Origin of the sequence: Haloarcula sp. Atlit-47R (assembly GCF_003665985.1) — an archaeon.
Lineage (GTDB): Archaea > Halobacteriota > Halobacteria > Halobacteriales > Haloarculaceae > Haloarcula > Haloarcula taiwanensis.
Window position 1 is genome coordinate 1 of record NZ_QPLQ01000078.1, and the last position, 450, is coordinate 450.

Sequence of the window (450 nt, forward strand, 5' to 3'; positions counted from 1 at the left end):
CCGGAAGGTTCCGGCGGACGTAGACCGCGAAGAAGTCATCGCCCGCGTGCTCGTACGCGAGGAGTCTGTCGAGGCTGTCCTCCGTGAGATGAACGATGACGGAGACGACACCAGCGACGAACCAGACGAGACGGCACACGAAGAGCCTGAACTCACGCCCGAAGAGCGCGAGATTCGCGACCTGAAGTCGCGAGTGAATCGGCTCGAATCTCACGTCGAAGACCTCAGCGAGACCATCGAGGAGAAAGACGAGACCATCGAGGAGTACAAGGAGGAACTCTCCGACGCCCGCCGCGAGGAGCGTCGAGAGGCCCGCGAGCGCCGCGAAGTCACCCGACTGGAACGCGAGAACGGTCGGTTAGAGCGGAAAGTCGAATCGCTCGAATCCGACAAGGCGGAGCTCGCAGACAAGCTCGACCAGCTGAAGTCGCTGTGGAAGCTCGACCACTC

Annotated in this window: 1 pseudogene; it reads left to right on the forward strand. The window is 62.0% G+C overall.

Annotated features, from left to right (window positions below):
• A pseudogene (locus DVK00_RS20960) lies at positions 1-450 on the forward strand (DUF460 domain-containing protein); the annotation flags it as partial.